The organism is Saccharothrix australiensis, assembly GCF_003634935.1.
GTDB classification, from domain to species: Bacteria; Actinomycetota; Actinomycetes; order Mycobacteriales; family Pseudonocardiaceae; genus Actinosynnema; species Actinosynnema australiense.
In genome coordinates this window covers 3,495,082-3,513,632 of record NZ_RBXO01000001.1, presented here as the reverse complement: position 1 = coordinate 3,513,632, position 18,551 = coordinate 3,495,082, and the positions used below count along the sequence as shown (strand labels likewise).

Here is an 18,551-nt window from a genome sequence, read left to right as displayed (position 1 = left end):
CCGGTCGAGCCGGGTCGGCCCCGGCCCGACCGGCGGGTCACCGGCACGGCTCGTACACGGCGGTCGACCCGACGGGACGTCGCTCCCTGTCGAGGCCAACGGTACGCGGACCGGTCCCCGTTCCCCACGCGCCGTGGCCAGACCGACACGGCAGCGGCCGACAGGCTGCGGTGATCACCAGGGTGCGTTCTTTACGGTGAACGCCTGGAGTCGGGTGCGGACCGTTCGCTACGCTCCGGACGGCCGCCGCGCCCGCCCGACCCGACACGTGATCACCGATGCGCCAGTGGTTCGGCTCCTCGGCACGTCCGGCACGTCGGCGGGAACCGGTACTCGAGATGAGGTCACATGGGCAACGCCGAGGCCAACCCGAACCCGTCGCTTCCGATATCCCGCCGGACCCTGTTGCAGGGAACCGGGCTCGCCCTCGGCGGCACGGCCCTGGTCAACGGCACCGCGGACGCGCACCCACCGGGTGTTCCGGTCCCGGCCCCCGGTAGCCCGGTGCGCCCGATCCCGGTGCCCGAGCAGGTTCCGGCTACCCAGGGCTTGTTCCAGGTGCCGGGGGCGCGGCTGTGGTACTGGGACACCGGCGGGCCCGGCGAGGCGGTGGTTCTGCTGCACGCTCTGAGCGGCAGCGGCGAGAGCTGGCCGTACCAGCAGCCGTACCTCGCCCGTGCGGGGTACCGGGTCATCGGCTACTCGCGCCGGGGGTACACCAACTCGCCGGTGCAGGACCCGAACGACCCGAGGACCGGCATCGAGGATCTGCACGACCTCGTGAAGTTCCTGGGAGTCGGGAAGTTCCACCTCGTCGGCGTTGCCGGTGGCGGCTGGTACGCGATGGACTACGCGCTCAACCACCCGGACCGGCTGCACAGCCTGGTGATCGGCACGTGCGTGCTTCAGGTCCAGGAGCGGGACTACCAGGACATGGTGGAGCGGTTGCGGTCGCCCGAGGTCGACGCGCTGCCCATCCACTTCCGGGAGTTGGGCCCGTCCTACCGCGCGATCGACCCGGACGGTGTCGCCAGGTGGCTGGACATCCATCACCGGGCCGGGCCCGACGGGATCGTCCAGCCCAGGGCGACCTCGCTGAGCTGGGCCGTGATCGAACGGCTCACCGTGCCCACCCTGCTGCTGTGGGGGGACGCCGACCCGCACACCTCACCGCCGGTGCAGCGTCTGCTGGCCCGGCACTTCCGCAGGGTGCGCACGGTGGTGGCCAACGAGTGCGGGCACAACGTCCACTGGGAACGGTCGGACGTGGTCAACCCCGTGCTGCTGAACTTCTTCCGGGCCAATCGGCACTGACCATCCGGGCCACGGGGTGATCCAATCGAACCCGCCGAACGTGTCGTGGGAGCGCCCTCACACCCCATCAAGCCCGTTGGATGGGGTGTGAGGCCAGGCAGCGGAACGGGAACAGGGACGGGCGGTGGAAGGAAGCGTCCATGGTCGTGCGGCCCGACACACCACCGGATGCGCACCGGGGGCCGTACCCGCTCCGTCCGGAGCATGACCACCCGATCTGAGACAACGTCTCACGTGGTCGGTTTGGTGAGTCGTTTGAACCAGGTCGGTGCTGCGATGAGGGTGAGGAAGGCGCAGTGGTTGTCGGCGTGGCGTTCGTAGCGGATGGCCAGGCGGCGGTAGCCGGTGAACCAGGAGATCGTGCGTTCCCCGGCCCGACGGTGGCAGCCGAGTCGATCGGACGAGTCGATGCCCTTGCGGGGGTGTCGGCGGCGAACCCGTACGACAGCCAGGCCCTCAAGCCCCTGCTCCGGGCGATCCCGCGCATCCGCTCACGACGCGGCCCGCGCCGCTTCCGCCCGGCGAAGCTCCACGCGGACAACCACTGCGCCTTCCTCACCCTCGCCGCAACACCGACCTGGTTCAAACGGCTGGCGAGGATGGCCACATGAGACGTTGTCCAAGTGCCGTGCCCACTCGGCCGAGGTGATCCGCGGGTACGCCGTGGCGCGGATCAGGTCCACCACCCGCGCCGGGGCGACGTCCCACGGCCGCGCGGTGGTCCTCGCTCGCGGTGGCCGGCGTGCGGCCGTCCGGCGCGAACGGGGTCCAGCGGGGTGCGGGTCAGCGCGAACCCCGGCGGCACCGGCGCCCGCACCACCTCCGGACGAGGTGCGCGCCGGCGAGGGCGGCATCGGTCGGATCGCGCTCAGGACATCCGCGACATCAGGACGCCGGCATGGTGAGCCCGCCGAGGGCCAGCAGCGCGCGGAGTTCCCCGGCGGGTACCGGGCGGGAGAACAGCCAGCCCTGGTAGGCGTCGACCCCGACGCCGCGCAGCACGTGGAACTGGTCGACGGTCTCCACGCCCTCGGCCACGCACTTGCGGCCCATCGCGCGGGCCATGTCCACCACCGCCCGCGCCACCGCGAAGTCCGACGAGTCGTTGCCCACCCCGGAGACGAACCGGCGGTCCACCTTGATGATCTGCGCCGGCAGGTCCTTCAACCGCGCCAACGACGAATACCCCGTGCCGAAGTCGTCCACCGCGAACCGGATACCCCGCGCCACCAACTCGTCCATCGACTGCCGCACCCGCGAGGGCAGGTCCACCAGCGCCGTCTCCACCAACTCCAGCACCACCCGGTCCCACGGCACACCCGCCTCGGCGATCGCGTCCGCCACCACGTCCACGAACTCCGGATCACCCGGCACCAACCCCGCCAGGTTCACCGCCACCGACACCGGCCGGCCGTTCGGCGCCGGCCACGCCGCCGCCTCCCGCAACGCCGAACGCAACACCCACCGGTCCAACTCCCGCAACAGGTCACCCTGCTCGGCCACCGGCAGGAACACATCCGGCGGCAACAGACCCCGATCCGGGTGCGGCCACCGCACCAACGCCTCGGCCGTCTCCACCACCCCGTCCACCCCCACCACCGGCTGGAAGTGCAACGCCAACCCGTCGTGCGCCAACGCCTCCCGCAACTGGCCCTCCAGGTGCACCTGCCGATCCGCCGAAGCGATCAACGCCGCACTGGCCAACGCCACCCGCCCCGCACCCGACCGCTTCGCCTCGAACATCGCCGCGTCCGCGAACCGCAACAGGTCGTTCCCCGTCGCCCGCGCCCCGTTGGGCACCGCCGCCCCGATCGACGCCGACACCCGCACCAACTGCCCGTGCACCGGCACCGCCGTCCGCAACAACCCCGCCACCCGCGTCGCCAACGCGTCCACACCACCGACCCGGTCGATGTCCTCGCAGATGATCACGTACTCGTCACCGGACAACCGCGCCGCCGTGCACCCCTCCGGCAGACCACCCTCCAACCGCCGCGCCAACGCCACCAACAACTCGTCACCCGCGTCATGCCCCAACGAATCGTTGACCCGCTTGAAATTGTCGATGTCGCAGAACAACACCGCCACCCGCGACCGGTCCTCCGACGCCAACAACCGCGCCAGCATCTCCTTCACCAGCGCCCGGTTCGGCAGACCCGTCAACTCGTCGTGCGTCGCCTGATGACGCAACGCCTCCGACGCACGACGACGCTCCGTGATGTCCTGGAACACCGTCAACCAGAACCGACGACCGTCATCCTGCACCGACAACGCGATGTGCAACTCGCAGTACACCCGCTCACCGTCGGGGCGGACCAATATCCGTTCCGGGATCTCATGTGTGCGGGACGACTCCTTGATCGCATCGCCCGCCGACCGCAACCAGTCGCGACTGTCGTCGGGGTGGGTCAGCTCCGCCGCGGTCCTGCCGCGCAGCTGCTCCAGGTCCGTGCCGAGCAGGTCGCACAGGGCGTCGTTGGCGTCCACCAACCGCTCGGCCTCGTCGAACAGGCCGACACCCACGGGCGTCAGCGACACCAGGTCCGCGAACCGCCGACCGGACCGGTTCATCCGGGCTCGCGCTTCGCGCTGGCCGGCCAAGGACCGCGCGAGCCGCTCGGCCTCGTCGTGCGGGTCGTACCGCACCCACCGGTTCCCGCCGGCCGACTTCGCCCGCAGCAGGGCGATCTCGACCTCGCGCATCAGCTCCTCGGGCGTGGTGTCGGAGGGCCGGCGCTCCACCAAGCCGATGCTCACCGTCCGGGCCGGGGACGGCGGATCACCGGTCGGCGCCGACACGAGCGCCCGGACCCGCGCGGCGAGCTCGGGCAGCACGTCGGCATCCCCCGGCGCCACCACCAGCACGGCGAACGCGGCGCCACCCACCCGCGCGAGCGGGTGGACGCCGTGCAGCGCCTCGGACAGCCGCCGCGCCACGGCCGCCAGCACCCGGTCGCCCACCTCGCGCCCGCCCTCGTCGTCGCGGTCGAAGTCGTCGAGCTCAACGCAGCACACGCCGACCGGCGGTCCCCCACCGCGGCACACCTCCGCCAGCCGCACCAGGAACCACGCCCGGTCCGGCAGCCCGGTCAGCGGATCACGCCCGCCCGGACCGCGCTCCAGGACCGGCCGCGCCACACCGGCCTCGAGCGAAGCCAGCTCGTGCTCCTGGGCGTCCAGCAGCCGCTGCACCCGGTCCAGGCCGCTCGACGTGTCCAGCAGGACGTCGTCCGGCGACAGCACCGGGACGTCGAGCGCGGGCCGCTCGCCCGCGTGCGCTCCCCCGTAACCCCCGATACCGCGCAGCCGCTGCTCCAACGACCGGACCCGGACGTGCGCGGCCTCGGCGACCGCCGTCGCCCGTCCGCGTTCCTGCTTGGCCTGGTCCAACTGCCCCTCGGCCCGACCGCGCTCGCGCTCGGCGTCGCTCAGCCCGCGGTGCGCGGCCTCCAGTTCCTCGCGGTACGCGGCGGCCTCGACGAGGTAGCGGTCCCGCTCACCGGTCAGGTGCGCGATCAGCGCCGACAGGCGGACCAGCACGACGTGCAACACCATGATGAGCTGGGAGGTCCGCTGCTCGACCCGCGCGCTCTCGACCAACTTCCGCCGGGCGTCGTTCAGCTCGTTGGTGACGTCGATGAGCTGCCGCTGCGCCTCGATCGTGTCGGCCTGCGCGTGCACGAGCCGGACGTGCGCGTCCGGCAGCCCGTGCTCCAGCCTGATGGTGGCGTCGCCGGCCGTCTGCACGACGATCCCGGCGGACTCGGCGTGGGCGCGCTGACCGACCGCGTCGCCACCGTGCGCGGCCACCCGCGTCCCCTCGTCGCCCGACATGTCACCGTCCCGCACAACCGGATTGTGGCCTGCCGCTCCGAAGCGGTCCTCGACCGACACGCTGCCCGTCCGGGGTGATCCGGCGGCAGGGCCGCGCCGGCCGGGGGCGGTCCGCCGTTCGGCGGGCAACGGGCTCGCGGCTACCGGACGACATCGGGCAGCGCGAGGGCCGAGTGGGCCGGTGGTGTCGGCGCGGTGGGCATGGCGACCAGCTCGCGCAACACGGCGTTGCGTTGCTCCAGGGCCTCGGCCGTGGCGGGGAAGAGCGCCGCGCCGCCGTGGTCGACCAGCGCCTGGTTCATGGCCACGAACTCCCGGCTGCCGTGCTCGTAGGCGGCGAAAGCCTCGACGTGGTCCCGGTTCGTGGCCAGCGCGTGGGCGAGCGTGTACGCGCCGACGAGCGCCAGGCTGGAGCCTTGGCCGGTCAGGAACGAAGGCGCGTACGCGGCGTCGCCGACCAGCGCGACCCGACCGCTGGACCAGCCGGGCATGCGGATCTGGCCGGCCGTGTCGAAGAACAGGTCGTCCGCCGCGCGCATGGCGGTGAGCAGGTCCGGCACCTCCCACCCCGCGCCGGCGAACGTCGTGGCGACCAGGTCCAGCTGGGCCTCGGGGTTCCGGATGACGTGGTTCGGCGGTTCCGGTCGGTGGAAGTTCAGGAAAACGTGCACCCGGTCGTGGTCGCCGACGGCGTAAAGCGCCGCTGCCCTGCCCGGGGTGTTCCACAACACGGCCTCGTGGGAAAGCCCGTAGGTGTTGGGCACCGTGAACACCGCGAAGCAGTAGCCGAGGTAGCGGTGGAACCGCTCCTCGGGACCGAACACCAGCTGTCGGGTGCGCGAGTGCATGCCGTCAGCGCCGAGCACGAGGTCGAACGTGCGCCGACCACCGCCGCGGAACGCCACGTCGACACCGTGTCCGGACTGGTCGAGGGCGTCGATGGAATCGTCGAACAGGAACTCCACGTCGTCGCGGATCGCCGCGTGGAGGGCCGCTGTCAGATCCCCCCGACGCACTTCGAGGTCCCGTCCCCGGGCGCTGCCGACGGCCACGTGCATGGGTACCGAGGCCACCTCGCCGCCTCCGGCGTCGAGGAAGGTGATCCGCCGCGTGTCGACGTGCGCTTCCTCCAGCCGCGGCAGCAGGCCCATCCGGCGGACGACCTCCACCGCGGTGCCGCGCACGTCGATCGGGTAGCCGCCGTCGCGCGGCGCACGCGCCTTCTCCACCAGCGTGACCGCGAACCCGTACCGGTGCAGCCAGTACGCCAGCGCGGGCCCGGCGATGCTCGCGCCCGAGATCAGGATCTTGCGCCGGGCAGCGCTCCTCATGTCCGTCGATCGACCGGTGGGCGTCATGACCGGATTCCTCTCCTCATGGCACGAACGAAGCACAGTGCCGGTGCGGTGACCAGACCGGCGACGGCGAAACCCGCGACGAAGGCCGATTCGGCCGGCCGGCTCGGCACCGGGTCGGCCTCGGCGGCGAGGATCGCGCCGGCGGGCAGCGCCGTCGCCGCGACGGTGGCCGGAACGCCGTCGACTGCCGGCAGCCCCCGACGCGCGGCTCGCGGCCGACCACCTCGTCGCGCTGACCTCCGGTGTCGCGCTCAGCCGGTTCGGCTCCGCGAACGCCGCGGCGGACGCCCGCTTCCGGCCGCTCGTCGTCGAGGGCGTGCGTGCGTTCCTCCGGGCCTACCGGGCCGGGTGATGACGCGCCGGGTGGTCACCCCGGCGGCTCACGGGTCACGACCCGACGCCTTCGCGGGCGGCCTCGTCCAGGGCGGCGGGGTCGATCCGCCACAGAACCGTCTCACCGTTGCTGGGCCCGGTGGCGGTGACCAGCGGTGTGGCGTTGGCGCGCAGCCAGGTGATGATCGAGGTCTTGGCGTAGCCGTAGCCCTGCTCGGTGATCAGGTCGTGGGTGAGGATGTGGGTGGCCCCGTGGTCGCGCAGGGTCGGCGCGGAGGGCCAGACGCCGAACCTCGGGTCGTCGGCGAAGGCCCATTGGGCGGTGTTGGAGGTGACGCCGACCCTGGCGTCGGCGGGCAGGTGGTGGCGGACCCAGTCGCGGACGGCCCGGATGCTGTCGTCCCGCGTGGTCTCGACCCGTGCGCCCAGTGCCGCCGTGAGCAGGACCAGGCAGGCCAAGGCGATCGCGCCCGCCTTGACCAGGCCGGGGCGGCGGTCGCGCAGTTCCGCCGCGGCGACGCCGAGGGCCAGTGTCCCGGCGACGATGACGCCGTACCCGTACTGCTCCTCGAACGTGCCGAAGGCCGCGGCGTAGACGCCGAGCGCGCCCATCGCCACCGCGCACAGCCCGACGAGCCGTCGGGCGGCGTCCGCGCCGCGTGCGGCGATCACCCCGGCGACGGGGCACGCGGCGAGCAGGAGGTAGCTGGTGCCGAAGTAGCCGACCTGGTCGACGAGGCGTCCGACGAGGTTCGGGGTGTGGGGCGCGTTGAACCCGGTGGTCTGGGTGAGGCCGATCATGCGTTCGACGCCGTCGAGCTTGGCCCGGCCCCACGCGCCCGACGACCCGTCGAGCACGACGACGAAGAGGTACACCAGGTAGGGCACCGCGCCGGCGGCGAGCACGACCGCCGCGTCCCTGATGTGCAAGGTCTTCCGCCAGGCCACGGCCAGGACGATGGGCGCGGCGGCGAGCACGATCGTCACGTCCTTGGTCAGCACGCCGCAGCCCAGCAGGAGCCCGGCCGCGACCGCGGCGCCCGTCGGGACGCGACCGCCGCCGCTCACCGCCCGGACGAGGAGCAGGTACCCGGCCAGGGCGACCGCGACGGCAGGGGTCTCCAGGAAGAGCCTGCTGTTGTTGCGCAGGACGAACGGGTCGAACGCGAGGATCGTCGCGCAGCACGCGGCGAGGCCGGTGCCCGCGACGCGGTGGACCAGCAGGAAACCGAGCGCGACGGTCACCGCGCCCAGGACCGCGTTGCCCCAGCGCAGCGCCAGCGCGAGGTCCATGTCGGTGCCCGACAGGCCGAACAGGTCGATGAGCAGGCCGTTGAGCAGGAAGCTGCCGGGCGGGTGCAGGAAGAAGGGGATGCCGTCCAGGTTGGGCAGCTCGCCGCGGGCCGCGCTGGCGGCCAGGCGCGCGTACACCATCTCGTCGACCCAGAGGTCGAAGGCGCGGGTCAGGCCGAAGGCGCGCACCGCCAGGGCGATCGCGCCGAAACCCGCCGCGACGAGCAGCGGCGGGCGTCCGTGCGCCAGTCGTCCGCGCGCCGGTCGTCTGCTGTGCGTCATGTCGACCTCCCGGTGGGCACGGGGTCGGTGCCGGGCCGTTCCCGGACGGCCCGGCGGTAGAAGTCCGCCTGCCGCCGGGCGAGCGCGTCCCAGTCGTAGGCCGCGGCGAACGAGCGGGCGCGGCGGACGCGGTCGCCGGTCTTGGGCGTGCGGTGCAGGCGGATCAGGGCCTCGGCGTAGGCGGGCACGTCGAACGGGGTGACCAGCTCGCCGCTGTGCGCGGGCACGACCTCCCGCAGGCAGGGTATGTCGAACGCGAGCACGGGGGTCCCGGTGGCGAGCGCCTCGACGGCGACGATGCCGAAGGTCTCGAACCGCGACGGCACGGCGACCAGGCGGGCGCGCGCGAGCAGGTCGTACTTCGCCTGCCCGGTGACCCAGCCGGCGAAGCGCACGCGGTCGGCGATGCCGAGGTCGTCGGCCAGGTCGCGCAGCCTGCGCCCGCCGGGTCCGGTCCCGGCGACGACCAGCGTCCCGGTGACGTGGGCGCAGGCCGAGGACCACGCGCCCAGGAGCAGGTCGAGCCCCTTCTGCATGAACTCCAACCGTCCTATGTAGACGACGTCGGCGCCGTCGGAGGGGGTGGCGGCGAAGGCGCGCGGGTCCACCCCGTTGCCGATGACCTCGACGTGCGCGCGGGGGTTCAGGGCGGTCAACCGGTCCGCGACGCCTCGGGACACCGCGACCAGCCGCCGGTGGCGACGCACGCCGAACCGCTCGACCAGGTGGAACGGCAGGTGGTACTGGCGGGCCTTGTCGCGGGCGTTGAGCCACTGCACGACACCGACCGTCGGCCGCCCGGTCCACAGTGGAGCGCCCATCGTGGAGAACGGCGCGAAGAAGTCCTCCACGACGAGGTCGGCGGCGTGGCGGCGCGCGGCGAAGGGGAGCGCCGCGGCGTAGCCGAGCACCCGCCCGACGAGGGTCCTCCCCCGCCCCGGACCGACGTGGACGTAGCGGACGCCGTCCTGGACGCGGTCGCGGCAGCCGGGGAACCTCGTGGTCAGCACGGTGACCCGGTGGCCGGCGGCGACCAGCCTCCGGTCGATCTCGTGGGTGCGCAGCGAGCCGCCGCCCGCGCCGGGCATGTCGGGGTCCTCGAACCCCAGGTGCAGGATGTCCAGGGACGCGCCCGGCCGTCCGCGCGGCTCCCGACGGGGCCACAACGCCGCCGACACCGCGACCACCGCGATGCACAGCCACGCCGGAGTCGAGGAACGGGCCACCAGCAGCACCACCGTCAGCCCGGCGACGAGCACCGCGGCACGCGCGAACGCCCGCAGCGCGCGGGCGGGCAGGAACCGGTGGACGAGCACCGCGCACACCAGCGCGGCGAGGGAAGCGCCGAAGGCCACGCCGACCGCGAGACCCGTTGTGGCGGCGGCGTACCAGCCCACGCACATGCCGCCCGTGACCACGGCGGTCGCCACCGCGAGCGCGGCACGGCACCTCGCGTGCGCGCCCACGCCCAGCAAGACCATGACCAGGGCGCTGATCGCCCCGAACGAGAACCCGGCGACGGCGAGCCAGGGCAGCAGGCCGAGCGCGCCCGCGTACCGGTCGGGCAGCACGGCCGACACCGCCGACGGCGGCACGGTGGCGACCACGGCGGTGATCGGCAGGGCGAGCCGGGTGAACGACCCGAGCATCGCGCCGACCACCTCGGGCGTCCGCTCGGGAGCGGTGTTGCGCAGCAGCGGGAAACCGGCCAGCGCGGCCGACGCCGCCACGTACACCGGGCCCTTGGCCATCACCGCCACCGCCTGGTAGCCCGCGCCTGCCGTCGAGTCGGCGTCGACCGCCGCCACCAGCACGACGTCGCACCCGACCAGGGCGGACAGCGTGAGCTGCGCCGAGGCGAGCACACCGGTCTCGCGCCACCGGGTCCGATCGCGCAGCAGGCCCGGCCGCCAGGCGAGGTCGCCGCGCAGGGTGGTCACGCCCGTCCAGGCCACGACGACCGCGCCGACGACGAACCCGCCGACCGCGCCCGCCGAGCCGAGGCCGAGCGCGACGGCGGCCACGCTCGCCACCAGCCGCACCACGACCTCGGCGACGGAGGCCGCCGCGTAGCGGCCGAAGCGCGCTTCCCCTTGCAGGCGGCCCCACACCGGGGAGATGGCGAACACCGCGAACCCCGCCGCGCCGAGCGCGACGGCGACGCCGGGCGTGCTCAGCACCAGGCCGAGACCGGTCAGCGCCACGGCGGTGACCGCACCGCCGAGCAACGCCACGAGCACGGCGAAACCCGTGCTGTCGCGCCGGACCACCGAGCCGGCGGGACCGGCGCGCACCGCGCGGGCCAGGGGCAGCGGCACCAGGGCGGCGGCGGCCACCCCGGCGGTGGTCACCAGCGACTGGGCGGCGCTGTAGTCGACGAACTGCGCGGGCGTCAGCAGGTTCGCCAGGAGCAGCGTGCCGACGTAGCCGGTGACGCCGACCAGTCCGGCGGCGGCGGTCACCAGCGCACCCGCGCGGTGGAGCCCGGTCACGCCCGCCTCGCCTCCTCGTCGGCGGGCGCCAGCCGGGCGGGCAGCCCGGCCGGACCCGAGAGCAGGTCGTAGCGGTCGGCCAGGCGCACGCGCTCGACGGTCAGGCCGAGCCGTGCCACCACGCGCGGCGCGTCGAAGTCGTCGCAGCCGGCCAGCAGCACGGTCGTCGTGCCGTCGCGGTGGGTCGCGACCTCGTCGGTGGCGCGCAGCCGCCCGACGCCGGGTGCGACGCCCGGCGCGCAGCGGACGACGGTGGCGATGTCGGGCCGGGCCGTGCGGCGGCAACCGGTCCGCTGCCCGGCCGCCTCCTGCACGAGCACGCCCGCCAGGAGCTCGGCGCTGCGCTCCCAGGTGAAGCAGCCCGCCCACGCCCGGCAGCGGTCGGCGAACGCGGCGGCCGTGCCGGGGTCCGCCAGGTCGGTGAGCAGGTCGACCAGCGCCGCGGGCAGGTCGTCGGCGTCGGCCACCAGTCGGCCGGTCCGACCGTGGATGACCGAATCGCGCACACCGGGCGCGTCCACCGCCAGGCACGGCACGCCCCGACCGGCCGCTTCGACGATGGAGCAGCCCCACCCCTCGCCGGCGGAGGTGCACGCGGTCAGCCAGGCCCGGTCGAGCAGCCCGTCCCGGACCGCGTCGGGCTGCCTGCCGTGGAAGGTCACCACCCCGTGGAGGCCGAGCCGTGCCGCGAGGTCGCGCAGGCGGGGCAGTTCGACGCCGTCGCCGACGACGTCCACGCGCAGCCCCGGCAACCGGGCGGCCACCGGCGGCAGCGCCGACAGCAGCAGGTCCAGGCGCTTGTGCGGCACCAGCCGGCTGACCACCGTGATCGTCGGGTCGGGAGCGCGCGGCGCGGTCGCGCCCGCCGGGGCGGCGGTGCCGTTGGGCACGATGCAGATCGGTCCGCGCCACCCCAGGCGCTGCCGCAGCCGGGTACGGGTGGACGGCGAGACCGCCACCGTGAGGCGACGCCCGTAGACCCGGCGGGCCACCGGCCCCTCCAGGAACCGGCCCACCGCCGCCATGGGCGGGGAGAACCGATCGGCGAACTGCTCCTGGTGCACGTGGTGCACCACCTGCACCACCGGCACGCTCCCACCGGCGAACAGCGGGGCGAAGAACGGGATGCCGTTCTGGCAGTCCACGATCGCGTCGAACCGGCCGCGCTCGCGCAGCAACCGCCACGCCACCGCCGGGTACACCGACAGCGCTCCCCCGGCGCGCACCACGTCGACGCCGTCGATCACCTCGTGCGCGGGCAGCGCCTCCGGGCGCGCGGTCAGCCACGTCACCCGCACCCCTGCGCCGACCCAGCGGCGGGCGATGTGGTGCAGGTACCACTCCGCGCCGCCGGCCTGCGGGTGCCGGACGTCCCGCCAGTTCAACACCGCCAGGTGCTTGCCGCGCAGCCGTGCCACGTTGGTCATGCGACACCCGGCCGGTACAGGCGCAGCAGCGACACGAACGTGGCCACACCGTCCCGCACGGGGTGGAAGGTCGTGCGCGCGTCGTCGGTCCACGCCACCGGGATCTCCACCACCTGCCGACCCGCGGCCTGCACCTGGCGCAGCAGCTCCACGTCGAAGGCGAACCCCGTCAAGCGGCACCGCCGCAACGCCGCGTGCACCACGTCCCGCTGGAAGAACTTGAACCCGCACTGCGTGTCGCGCACCCCCACCACCAACGGCCGCGCCAGCGCCCGGAACACCGCGCCGCCCAGGCGTCGCCCCAACGGCTGGGCGCGCACGAACCGCGCGCCCGGCGCGTGCCGCGAGGCCACCACCGCGGGCGCGCCCCAGCGCAGGCGGGACATCACCTCGGTCAGCGTGTCCAACGGCGTGGACAGGTCCGCGTCCACGAAACCCACGAACGCCGCCGTCCCCGCCGACAGGCCACGCCGCACCGCGGCGCCCTTCCCGGCGCGGGAGCACCCGATCACCGCCAGGTCCACCCCGCCGGCCTCGACACCTCTCACCACCTCGGCCGTGTCGTCCACGCTGCCGTTGTCCACCACGACGATCCGCGTGCGCCACGGGCGCTCGTCGAGGTAGGCCACCGCCGCACGCAGGGTCGCGGGCAACCGCGCCGCCTCGTTGTAGGCGGGGATCACGATCTCCAGGTCGACCACCCGACGAACGGGCCCCACCGCGCCGGGCAAGCCGAGAACACATCTCGACATGACCATGTGCATCCTATTCCAGGTAGGAGGAGAAAAGATTGCAAAACTATTCGATCACGGACTCGGACCGCGATCGCCAGATAGATAACCGGAGCATCACACCGACAAACACCGTTTCCGGCGCAATAATCGGACCCGCTCTTCGACCCCGATCAAAGGCCGGGCGATCGGCGCAGGTCATTTCGTCCGGGAGAGCGACCGCGCGCACCCGGCGGTCGGGGATGTTCACCCGCACGGATCAACCGGGGCCACGTTTTCCCGACCGATCAAGCCGACTGCCGACCGGCCGAAAATGCACACAGCTTTTCGCGAGAGATGTGAAAGCGGCGGTCGTGACCACGGGGTCCACAGTGGACTCCGGGCGGAACGCGAGGCGGGCACGGACGCGCTACCGGGAGCGCGTCCGTGCCCGTGGGAGCAGGCGCCGCTACGCCGCCGCGGTCAGCGCGGCGCGAACCAGGGCGGCGACCTCCTGCCGCCGGTCGTCCAGGAAGAAGTGGCCGCCGGGCAGGACGTGGAGGCCGAACGGGCCGGTGGTGTGCCCGGCCCACGCCTCGACCTCGGGCACGGTGGCCTTCGGGTCGCGGTCGCCCACGAGCGCGGTGATCGGCGTCGACAGCGGCGGGTGGCCGGGGAACTCGTAGGTCTCGACGGCGCGGTAGTCGGCGCGCAGGGTCGGCAGCACCATCCTGAGCAGTTCGTCGTTGTCCAGGATGCGCTGGTCGGTGCCGCTGAGCGCGCGGATCTCCGCCAGCACGCCGTCGTCGTCGCGCAGGTGGACGCGTTCGGAGCGCGTCGTGGACGGCGCGCGGCGGCCGGACACGATCAGCGCCGTCGGGGTGACGCGGTGCGCCACCTCGTAGGCGACGACCGCTCCCATGCTGTGGCCGAAGAACGCGTACGGCCCCTCGCCCAGCGCCTCGGCGACCATGTCCGCGAGCGCGGGCACCGTGCCGAAGTGCGGTTCCCGCCTGCGTTCCTGCCGCGCCGGGTACTGGACGCACCACACCTCGGCGAACGACGACAGCACGCGGGCCAGCGGCAGGTACGCGCTGGCCGCGCCGCCCGCGTGCGGGAAGCAGATCAGGCGCGGCGCGCCGGCGGGCGCGTCGTGGAAGTGGCGGAACCACTCGGTGTTCATCGGCGTCCTCAGGCGGATCGGGCGGTTTTCGGCGGCAGCAGGGCGTTCTTGGGGTTCAGCGCGACCACGCGGAACGCCTCCGCCGTGACGTCGAGGCGGTGGAACAGGTTGTCCTGGCCCGCGAACACGACCGTGCCCACGTCCAGCCGGCGCAGCCCCGCGACCACGTCGGGCCAGCGGATCGCGCGGTCGAAGGTGTCCAGCAGCATGGTCCGCATGGCGTCCGCGGTCTCGACCAGCGCACCGTCCTGGTCGGCCACCACGGGGATGCGCGGCGCGCCGATGGTGTAGCGGGTGAAGACCTCCGCTTCCGCCTTGTGCCGCAACGGCGTGAACGCCGCCGCGTGCACCGGCGGGCGCATGGTGTGCATCGAGTACCCGCCCGCGGCGCGGATGTCGGCGATGAACGCGTCCAGGTGGCGCTCGCTCAACGACACCAGGTGGAAGCCGCGGTCGAGGTGGCCGGACACGTCGTACCACTCGCCGCGCTCCGCCATGCCGCGCAGCACGTCGTGGAACGCCTCCTCCGGCACCCGCACCACGCAGTGCGTCACCAGGTCCGAGCCGGCGAAGTACTCCTCCTCGCACCGCGCGAGGTCCACGGTGAAGCGGACGGCGTCGGCGAAGGACAGCGCTCCCGTGTAGACCGCGGCGGCCTTCTGCCCGAAGCTCGGGCACGCGACCACGTCCGCCCGCACACCCCGGACCTGCTCGGCGCGGTCGGCCAGGGCCAGGCAGCTCACCACGAACGCGACCTGGGCGTCGGCGGAGTACCCGTCCTCGCCGTCGGCCCGCAGGCGCGCCAACAGCGGGTAGCCCAGGACCTCGGACGCCTCCGCGACCCGCTCGCGCGCGAAGCGGTCCAGCACGAGGAACTTGCCCAGCGTGGCGAAACCGGAGGGTGCCATGCCGGGGAAGACCATCGCCGTGCGGTCGGCCATCAGCTCGCCGCCGCGTCGGCCAGCGCCTGCCGCTCCAGCGCGGCGCGGTCCGGCTTGCCGTTGCGGTTCAACGGGAAGCGGTCCACCACGACGACGCGGTTGGGCGCCTCCCAGGGCGGCAGCACCTCGTTGATGCGCTCGCGCCACACGGCGGCGTCCGTGCCGGACTCGTCCTCGACGAAGAACACCAGGCTGCTGCCGCGCCGGTCGTCGGGCAGGGCGACGACCTTGGTGGAGCAGCCCGCCCGCGCGGCGCGCCGCTCGATCACCTCGGGGTAGAGCGTGTGGCCGTTGCGGTGCACCGCGAGCTTGCGGCCCAGCACGTGCAGGTTGTCCCGCTCGTCCAGGTAGCCGAGGTCGCCGCTGGGGTACCAGTCGACCCGCACCGGGTCGACGCCGCCGTCCTGGTCGAGGTAGCCGGTCATCAGGTCCGGCGTGCGGACCAGGACCTCCCCGACCTCGCCGGCGGGCAGGCGGTTGCCGTCGTCGTCCACGACGGCCAGCTCCAGGCCCGGCATGGCGCGCCCGCAGGCCACCGGGTTCTCCGGCGTGGCGAAGGAGACGTTGCCCAGCTCGGTGCTGCCGTAGCTGTCCAGCAGCGGCAGGCCGTACTCGGCGACGTACTCGTCCACCAGGTTCGGGTCCAGCGGTGCCGCGCCCACGCACAGCATCCGGGCGGCGTCCAGGGCCGGGCGCAGCGCCGGGCGGCGGCGGGTCAGGTTCAGCATGCTGCGGTAGGTCGCGGGTGTCGCGTCGAACACCGTGCCGCCGCACCGGGCGGCCATCGTCAGCGCCCGGTCCAGCCGCTTGTAGGGCGCGATGACCAGCGAGCAGCGGGCCAGCCACGCGATGAGGACCATCGACAGCCCGTACTGGTGGGAGAACGGCAGCAGCGGCACCAGCACGTCGGACGCCACGTGCCCCACCTGCGCGCGGTTGCGGTCCAGGTTGCGCAGGAACGAGCCGCCGGACTTCACCACGCCCTTCGGCGTGCCGGTCGAGCCGGAGGACCACATGACCAGGCCGTCGGGCCGCTCGCACCACTCGCCGACCGACAGCCGGGCCTGCAACGGCACCCGGCCCGACGCGGCGACCATCAGCTCGAAGACGGTGACCTGGTGCGCCACGCCGTCGGGCAGCGGCGCGTCGTCGTCCACGACGCACATCTTCACGCCCGCCTGGCGGATGATCGCGCGCGTCGACTCGCGCTGCTCCTGGTGGTCGACCAGCACGATGGACGCGCCCACGTGCATGAGGGCGAGCAGGGCGCACACGTACCCGGCCGAGTTGCCCGCCTTGAGCAGGACCCGGTCGCCGTGGTTGACACCGCGCTCCTGGAGCTCGCGGGCCATGTTCAGAGCGTCGCGTTCGAACTCGGGCAGCGGCTGCACGCCGTCCGGGCCGAAGATCTTCGCCGTCATCGGACCTCTTTCCGTCCACTGCGCCGGTGGATGTGGTCGCCGGTCTGCGCGGGATGTCCCCCGAGGAACGTGCGGACGCGCCGGGCACCCGTCCCCGGCACGCTCCCAGGCTCCGCACCGGGGCATGGCCCGGTGAACCCCTACCCGCCCCCTAGGGTCCCCTGATCCCGGTCGCGCGGGGTCGGCCCGAGTGGCGCCGCTGTTACGCTCCGCCGCGGAAAACCTCCGCGATGTGCTCGGCACCCGTTGTCCCGACGCCGTTTCCGCCCCGTTCGCGGTTTTCCCGTCAACCCCTTTTCTCGCCACGGAGGTAGTGGTGGTCGCAGAAGCGAGAACGGCGGCGGAGAGCGCCGCGACGATCGACGAGCCGGTGGCGCGGGACCTGCCCGCCTTCGCCCGCCAGCCCGTGCTGGTGGTGGCGGGCGCGGTGGTCGCGGCCCTGCTCGCCACCGCGGGGCGCTACGGCTTCGCCGGTGACGAGCTGTACTTCCTCCGCGCGGGCCGCAGCCTGGACTGGAGCTACGCCGACCAGCCGCCGCTGGTGCCGCTGGTGGCGAGGCTCGTGGACCTGCTGTTCGGGCCGAACCTGGTGGCGCTTCGGGTGTTCCCGGCGCTGCTGACCGGGGTGGGCGTGGTGCTCGCCGCGCTGCTGGCGCGGGAGTTCGGCGGCGCGCGGCGGGCGCAGCTCGTGGCGGCCGGCGCGTTCGCCTGCTCCCCCATCGTGCTGGTGCACGGCCACTGGCTGGCCACCGCGACGCTGGACATCGTGAGCTGGGCGCTGATCTGCCTGCTCCTGGTGCGGTGGGTGCGCACGCGGCGGGACGTGCTGCTGCTGTGGGCCGGCGTGACCACCGCCGTCGCGTTGCAGAACAAGTTCCTGGTCGTGTTCCTGGTGGTCGTGCTGCTGGTGTCGATCGCGGTGACCGGCCCGCGGGAGGTGCTCGGCCGCCCGCTGCTGTGGGTCGGCGCGGCGATCGCCGTCGTGGCCACCGTGCCTGCCCTGCTGTGGCAGGCGTCGCACGGCTGGCCGCAGCTCGCGATGGGTCCGGTGCTGTCGGCGGAGATCGACGCCGTCGAGGGCGGGCGCGCGATGTTCCTGCCGTTCGTCCTGGGTTCGGCCGGGCCGCTGCTGATGTTCCCCGCCATGTACGGGACGTGGCGGCTGCTGCGCGCGGAGTGGTTGCGGCCGTACCGGTTCCTGGGCTGGACGGTCGTCGGCCTGCTCGCGGTGTTCCTGATCACCAACGGGCGGCAGTACTACGTGGCCGGCGTGTTCCCCGTCGTGTGGGCGGTGGCGGCCGTCGAACTCGACCGCGCCGACTCGGCCCGCTGGTGGCGGTTCGCGTTCGGCAAGGTGGGTTTCGCCTTCTCCGCGCTCGCGGCGGTGTTCCTGGCGCTGCCCGTGCTGCCGGTGACGTCGGTGGCGACCGGTCCGCAGGCGTTCCTGCTGTCGTCCGTGGAGACCATCGGCAACCCCGAGCTGGTGGACGCCGTGGAGCGGGCCTACCGGGCGCTGCCCGCCGCGCGGCAGGAGGAGGCCGTGGTGGTCGCCGACACCTACGGCCCGGCGAGCGCGGTGGAGGTGCTGGGCCGTGAGCGGGGCCTGCCGCACGCCTACAGCCCGCACCGGGGGTACTGGTACTTCGGCGCGCCGCCGGACTCCGCGCGCACGGTGCTGTTCGTGGGCGCGGACGAGAACTACCTGCGGCAGTACTTCGGGTCCGTCCGCAGGGTGGGCGAGGTCGACAACGGGGTCGGCGTGGTGAACTTCAGCCAGGGCATGGCGATCTGGCTGTGCGAGGACGTCAAGCAGCCGTGGTCGCGGTTGTGGCCGACCATGCACCACCTGGCCTGACCCGCGCCGCTCGGCCCGGTCCGACTTCGCGTCGCACCCGGCCGAGCCCGACCCCACCACGAGCGAAGGCCGCGCGTGCCACCGGAAAACGGTGGCACGCGCGGCCTT

Annotated in this window: 11 protein-coding genes and 1 pseudogene; 3 read left to right on the top strand and 9 right to left on the bottom strand. The window is 73.6% G+C overall.

All coding sequences use genetic code 11. From position 1 onward, the window contains the following. The first annotated feature begins 348 nt into the window (after positions 1-348). Both C8E97_RS15470 and C8E97_RS15465 read left to right on the top strand, forming a co-directional pair. A complete protein-coding gene (locus C8E97_RS15470; RefSeq protein ID WP_121006153.1) occupies positions 349-1,314 on the top strand; it encodes an alpha/beta fold hydrolase in 966 nt (321 codons plus the stop codon). 419 nt (positions 1,315-1,733) lie between these two features. Next, positions 1,734-1,853 (top strand): annotated as a pseudogene (locus C8E97_RS15465) (IS5/IS1182 family transposase); the annotation flags it as partial. Between the two features lie 346 nt (positions 1,854-2,199). Here the strand turns inward: C8E97_RS15465 and C8E97_RS15460 are convergent. From C8E97_RS15460 to C8E97_RS15410, 9 genes are all read right to left on the bottom strand, one after another. After that, positions 2,200-5,163, bottom strand: a complete 2,964-nt coding sequence (locus C8E97_RS15460) for an EAL domain-containing protein (RefSeq protein ID WP_121006151.1) — start codon at positions 5,161-5,163, stop codon at positions 2,200-2,202. Between the two features lie 125 nt (positions 5,164-5,288). Further along, entirely contained in the window at positions 5,289-6,479 is a 1,191-nt protein-coding gene (locus C8E97_RS15455; protein ID WP_211347023.1) for an FAD-dependent monooxygenase, read from the bottom strand. Between the two features lie 414 nt (positions 6,480-6,893). Next, positions 6,894-8,414 (bottom strand): ArnT family glycosyltransferase, encoded by a 1,521-nt coding sequence (locus C8E97_RS34600; protein WP_170211870.1) that lies wholly within the window; start codon positions 8,412-8,414, stop codon positions 6,894-6,896. Then, positions 8,411-10,906, bottom strand: coding sequence for a glycosyltransferase (locus C8E97_RS15435; protein ID WP_170211869.1), 2,496 nt, complete (start codon positions 10,904-10,906; stop codon positions 8,411-8,413). Before C8E97_RS15435 ends, C8E97_RS34600 begins: the two co-directional genes overlap by 4 nt. Further along, on the bottom strand, positions 10,903-12,333 hold the full coding sequence (locus tag C8E97_RS15430; protein WP_121006145.1) for a glycosyltransferase family 4 protein: 1,431 nt from the start codon (positions 12,331-12,333) through the stop codon (positions 10,903-10,905). Before C8E97_RS15430 ends, C8E97_RS15435 begins: the two co-directional genes overlap by 4 nt. Continuing rightward, positions 12,330-13,085 carry a glycosyltransferase gene (locus C8E97_RS15425; RefSeq protein ID WP_121011583.1) on the bottom strand — a complete coding sequence of 252 codons (756 nt, stop codon included), beginning with the start codon at positions 13,083-13,085 and terminating at the stop codon, positions 12,330-12,332. The genes C8E97_RS15430 and C8E97_RS15425 overlap by 4 nt, the downstream gene beginning before the upstream one ends. A 427-nt stretch (positions 13,086-13,512) precedes the next feature. Continuing rightward, the gene (locus tag C8E97_RS15420) at positions 13,513-14,226 is read right to left on the bottom strand and encodes a thioesterase II family protein (RefSeq protein WP_121006143.1); all 714 of its coding nucleotides are present in this window, start codon (positions 14,224-14,226) and stop codon (positions 13,513-13,515) included. An 8-nt stretch (positions 14,227-14,234) separates the two neighbouring features. After that, positions 14,235-15,167: an ACP S-malonyltransferase gene (locus C8E97_RS15415; RefSeq protein ID WP_121006141.1), complete on the bottom strand. Its 933-nt coding sequence runs from the start codon at positions 15,165-15,167 to the stop codon at positions 14,235-14,237. Beyond that, positions 15,167-16,588, bottom strand: coding sequence for a class I adenylate-forming enzyme family protein (locus C8E97_RS15410; protein ID WP_121006139.1), 1,422 nt, complete (start codon positions 16,586-16,588; stop codon positions 15,167-15,169). Before C8E97_RS15410 ends, C8E97_RS15415 begins: the two co-directional genes overlap by 1 nt. Positions 16,589-16,904: 316 nt before the next feature. Here C8E97_RS15410 and C8E97_RS15405 point away from each other — a divergent pair, with 316 nt between their 5' ends. Further along, on the top strand, positions 16,905-18,443 hold the full coding sequence (locus tag C8E97_RS15405; RefSeq protein ID WP_246018908.1) for a glycosyltransferase family 39 protein: 1,539 nt from the start codon (positions 16,905-16,907) through the stop codon (positions 18,441-18,443). The last annotated feature ends 108 nt before the right edge of the window (positions 18,444-18,551 follow it).

Coding starts and splice junctions, on each gene's coding strand:
- C8E97_RS15470 (WP_121006153.1), top strand. CDS start 349: ATGGGCAACGCCGAGGCCAACCCGAACCCGTCGCTTCCGATATCCCGC.
- C8E97_RS15455 (WP_211347023.1), bottom strand. CDS start 6,479: ATGAGGAGCGCTGCCCGGCGCAAGATCCTGATCTCGGGCGCGAGCATC.
- C8E97_RS34600 (WP_170211870.1), bottom strand. CDS start 8,414: ATGACGCACAGCAGACGACCGGCGCGCGGACGACTGGCGCACGGACGC.
- C8E97_RS15430 (WP_121006145.1), bottom strand. CDS start 12,333: ATGACCAACGTGGCACGGCTGCGCGGCAAGCACCTGGCGGTGTTGAAC.
- C8E97_RS15425 (WP_121011583.1), bottom strand. CDS start 13,085: ATGTCGAGATGTGTTCTCGGCTTGCCCGGCGCGGTGGGGCCCGTTCGT.
- C8E97_RS15420 (WP_121006143.1), bottom strand. CDS start 14,226: ATGAACACCGAGTGGTTCCGCCACTTCCACGACGCGCCCGCCGGCGCG.
- C8E97_RS15415 (WP_121006141.1), bottom strand. CDS start 15,167: ATGGCCGACCGCACGGCGATGGTCTTCCCCGGCATGGCACCCTCCGGT.
- C8E97_RS15410 (WP_121006139.1), bottom strand. CDS start 16,588: ATGACGGCGAAGATCTTCGGCCCGGACGGCGTGCAGCCGCTGCCCGAG.